We start from the raw sequence: 3,226 nt of genomic DNA, 5'->3' as shown, positions 1-3,226 counted from the left end.
CCGGCGCGGGCTTCCGCCACGGCGGGCTTGGGGGCCGCAGCCAGGGGCTGGCGCCGCGCTGGGCCGTCAGGCCGAGGGCCGGGGCGGCAGCGGCCAGCGTGGCTTTTTCCGCGGCCAGGGCGGCCAGGAAGTTGTCGCGCAGGGCCAGCGGGGGCACTTCGGCGGGCAGGGCGTCGAGGTCGGCAAACAGGGTCCGTAGCTCGGCTAACTCGGCCTGGCAGGCGGGGCACCCGGGCAGGTGGGCGGCCAGGACTGGGCCTCGGCGGGCAGCGGCAAGCCGTCGGCCAGGTCGGGCAGCCAGGGCCGCAGGGCCACGCACGCTGGGTTGGAAGAAGAATGGCGGTTAACAGGATTCATTGTAATGACTTATTAGTTTATCTAGTAATTTATTAGCTCAGGTAAATGCGTCGCAGCGCGTCCAGGGCCCGGTGGGCTTTTACACGGGCGGCGCCGGCGGTGCAGCCCAGCTGCTCGCCGATTTCGGCGTAGTCGAAGCCCTGGAAGCGGTGCAGCACCAGCACTTCGCGCTGGGGAGCGGGCAGCAGGGCCAGGGCTTCGTGCAGGGCCTGGTGCTCGTCGGCGGCGGCGCGTTGGGCGTGGGCGGCGCGGCCGTAGGAAACGGTTTTTTCTACGTCTTCCAGGTCGTCGGTGGGGCGCTGGCGTTGGTAATGGTCGGCCCACACGTGGCGGGCCATTTGGTACACCCAAGCCCGGAAAGGCTGCCCGGGCTGGTAGCTGGCGCGGTAGCGCAGCACCCGCACAAACACGTTCTGGGTCAGGTCCTGGGCCACGTCCCGGTCGCCGTTGGCCAGGCGGGCCAGAAACCCAAACAGGGGCCCCTGGTACCGCTCAAACAACGCCGTGAGGCAGTCCAGCTCGTCGGCCCGCACGCGGGCCATCAGGGCTTCGTCGCTCGGGGGGGCATCAACTACGGCAACCGGCATACACAGGAAAGCAAACGGCGAAGAGAAAGGGTTTGGAAGGAGTACCGCCGGGCGGGCGGTTCGTTACGGGGCCCCGAAAAAATATTTTTACAGGCATGGGAGTAGCCACCGGCAAAGGCGGGATTTCAATCAAAAAATGGGCCAGCTTCTTGGCTTGCAAGAAACTGGCCCGGGTACTGGCCGTCGGCGAATGGGTGCTACCGCTCGTCGACGTTGATGCTAATGGCAGATTTGGATTTGCCCGACCCCGTGGCGGAGGGCAAAAACAACCGGCGGTACTTCTCGAACTGCGCCGGCGTCAGGGCCCGGCCGTTCACGCGTCCTCCCTTGTCGTTGAGCTGAAACGAGAAGTTCTTCTCGGTGGCGCCGATGAGGCCGTCGCGGCGCAGCTCGTCGCGCACCTTGGTGGACGATGTAGAAGCCGGCGGCGCGGGCGGGGTCTGCGGCGCGCGGGGGCCCCGGGCCGAGCCGGCGGCGTTGCCACTCATCGCTTCTTCGCGCTGCAACATGGCCAGCTCGCGCTGGGCGTCGCGGATTTGCGCTTGTAACTCGCGGCGGCGCTCCCGCACGTCGTCCGCCGGTTCCTCGTCCTGCTCCTGCGCTTCGCGGCGGCGCACCTCCGCGTCGATGCGGCGGGCGTTGGCATCGGCCCGCCGGCCGTTGGCATCGGCACGCAGCGCGTTCACATCCGCTTGCCGGGCGTTCGCATCGGCGCGGCGCGCGTTGCTATCGGCCTGCCGAGCGTTTGCATCGGCACGGCGCGCGTCGCTTTCCGCTCGGTTGTTGTTGCGGCTCATGCGGCGGTTTTCCAACGATGCCAGCGCTTGCTCGGTGGCGCGGCGGTCATCGTCGCTCAAGGTGGGGCTTTGCAGCGATTGGCGCAGGCTGCGCTTGGCCGATTCCACCGCTTCGCGCTCGATGCCGTCGGTGTCCAGGTCCACGTTCAGATTCACGTCCGGCCTGATGAGCGTGAGGCCGTTGAGCTGCTTGTTCTGCAGGCGGAACATTTGCTTTTGCTCCTGGAACAGCTTGTCGCGCTGCTTGAACAGCTTCTCCTGCTCCTTGAACATTTTGTTCTGCTGCTCCAGGTTGGCTTCCGGCCCGAAGGTTTGCACCAGGGGCCCCATCGTCCAACCGTGCACTTGGTCGCGAACCTGGCCACGCACCCGCGACTCAATCCCATTAGGCGAGACCCAAGCACCCGTCATAGGCACCTGAAGTACTTCCACTTGGGTCTTTTTGCTCTTCTTACTTTTCTTGCCCGGGCTCTGGGTTGCCACCGGCTGCCGTCCACAATCAGCTGGGTGAGGCGGCCTTTTTTGTCCTTCTCAATGATGATGGTGCTGCCGGGGCCCTGCTGCATGCTACGCAACCGGCGGAGCCGCGGCGGCCGTGGCGCTTCAGGCGCTGCCGGCAATTCGAGCATCGGAGGTGCTTCGGGCGCTTCGGGCACGTCGGCTACCGGCGCGCGGGCGGCAATGGGGGGAGAGCAGGTTCGGCTGGAGCCAGGGGTGGCAGGGGCGGCAAGGGCACTTTCGCCAGGCGTTTGGCGGTGTCAGCGGGGCTGAACATTGATTGCCACGCCACCGGGGCGGCGGGCACCAGCTGGCGCAGGCGCTGGCCGGCCGGGGCCAGGGCGGCGCGGTGCACGTTGTCGCCGCGCAGGTCGGCCCCGTAGACGGCGGTGCCCGCCGGCAGGGCCCCCAGCCACTCGGCCAGCGGGCGCGGCCAGATACTTACCCGGGCGAAGCTGCCCATGGTGGCGGCCACGGTTTTGGGGGCCCAGGGGTCGGCGCAGGTGTCGCTGAGCACCAGGCCGGGCAGGCCGTACCAGTCGGCCAGGCGGATGAGGGTGCCCAGGTTGCCGGGGTCGCGCACTTCATCGAGGGCCAGCACAAGGGCCCCCAGCGCCAGGGCGGGCGACAGCGGGGCTTCGGGCGGGCGGCGGGCCACGGCCAGGGCGGTGGTGTTGGTGGCCAGGGTGCTCACCTGGGCCAGTTCGGCCTCGGAAAGCAGGCCGGGGGGCGGGCCGGCGGCCAATTTGGCCCGGTTTTGGTCGGCAAATTCGGGGGTGCACCACACCGATTCGGTCGCTACCCCTGAACTTAGCAGCTCCAGCACGCTTTTGCCGCCCTCCACGAGGAAGGCGCCGTGGCGCTGGCGGTACTTTTTTTGGTGCAGCGACTGCACGTATTTGGCTTGGGCTTTTGAAATCATTGTTCTTCGTAACGAAACTTGGCGGCCGGGGGCCCTGGCGGGCCGCGGCGGCGCTGCTGCTCGTG

The 3,226-nt window shown here is 67.8% G+C and carries 4 protein-coding genes; all 4 read right to left on the bottom strand.

Annotation, left to right across the window (positions count from 1 at the left end; genetic code table 11):
* On the bottom strand, nucleotides 1-319 hold a 319-nt coding region (locus BEN49_RS12920), incomplete at its 3' end, for an anti-sigma factor (RefSeq protein WP_204376107.1).
* Between the two features lie 70 nt (nucleotides 320-389).
* Nucleotides 390-944, bottom strand: a complete 555-nt coding sequence (locus tag BEN49_RS12915) for an RNA polymerase sigma factor (protein WP_083326065.1) — start codon at nucleotides 942-944, stop codon at nucleotides 390-392.
* Nucleotides 945-1,141: 197 nt separating this feature from the next.
* Nucleotides 1,142-2,110 (bottom strand): hypothetical protein, encoded by a 969-nt coding sequence (locus BEN49_RS12910; protein WP_158022899.1) that lies wholly within the window; start codon nucleotides 2,108-2,110, stop codon nucleotides 1,142-1,144.
* A 292-nt stretch (nucleotides 2,111-2,402) separates the two neighbouring features.
* On the bottom strand, nucleotides 2,403-3,161 hold the full coding sequence (locus BEN49_RS12905; protein ID WP_070744050.1) for a TrmH family RNA methyltransferase: 759 nt from the start codon (nucleotides 3,159-3,161) through the stop codon (nucleotides 2,403-2,405).
* Nucleotides 3,162-3,226 lie beyond the last annotated feature (65 nt).

Origin of the sequence: Hymenobacter coccineus, assembly GCF_001816125.1 — a bacterium.
In the GTDB taxonomy this organism is placed as follows: domain Bacteria; phylum Bacteroidota; class Bacteroidia; order Cytophagales; family Hymenobacteraceae; genus Hymenobacter; species Hymenobacter coccineus.
Note: the sequence above shows the minus strand (reverse complement) of the source record. Positions and strands in the feature narration are given on the sequence as shown.

What these genes read in the sequence shown, in the direction of transcription:
- BEN49_RS12915 (WP_083326065.1), bottom strand. Translation starts at nt 944, where the DNA reads ATGCCGGTTGCCGTAGTTGATGCCCCCCCGAGCGACGAAGCCCTGATG.
- BEN49_RS12905 (WP_070744050.1), bottom strand. Translation starts at nt 3,161, where the DNA reads ATGATTTCAAAAGCCCAAGCCAAATACGTGCAGTCGCTGCACCAAAAA.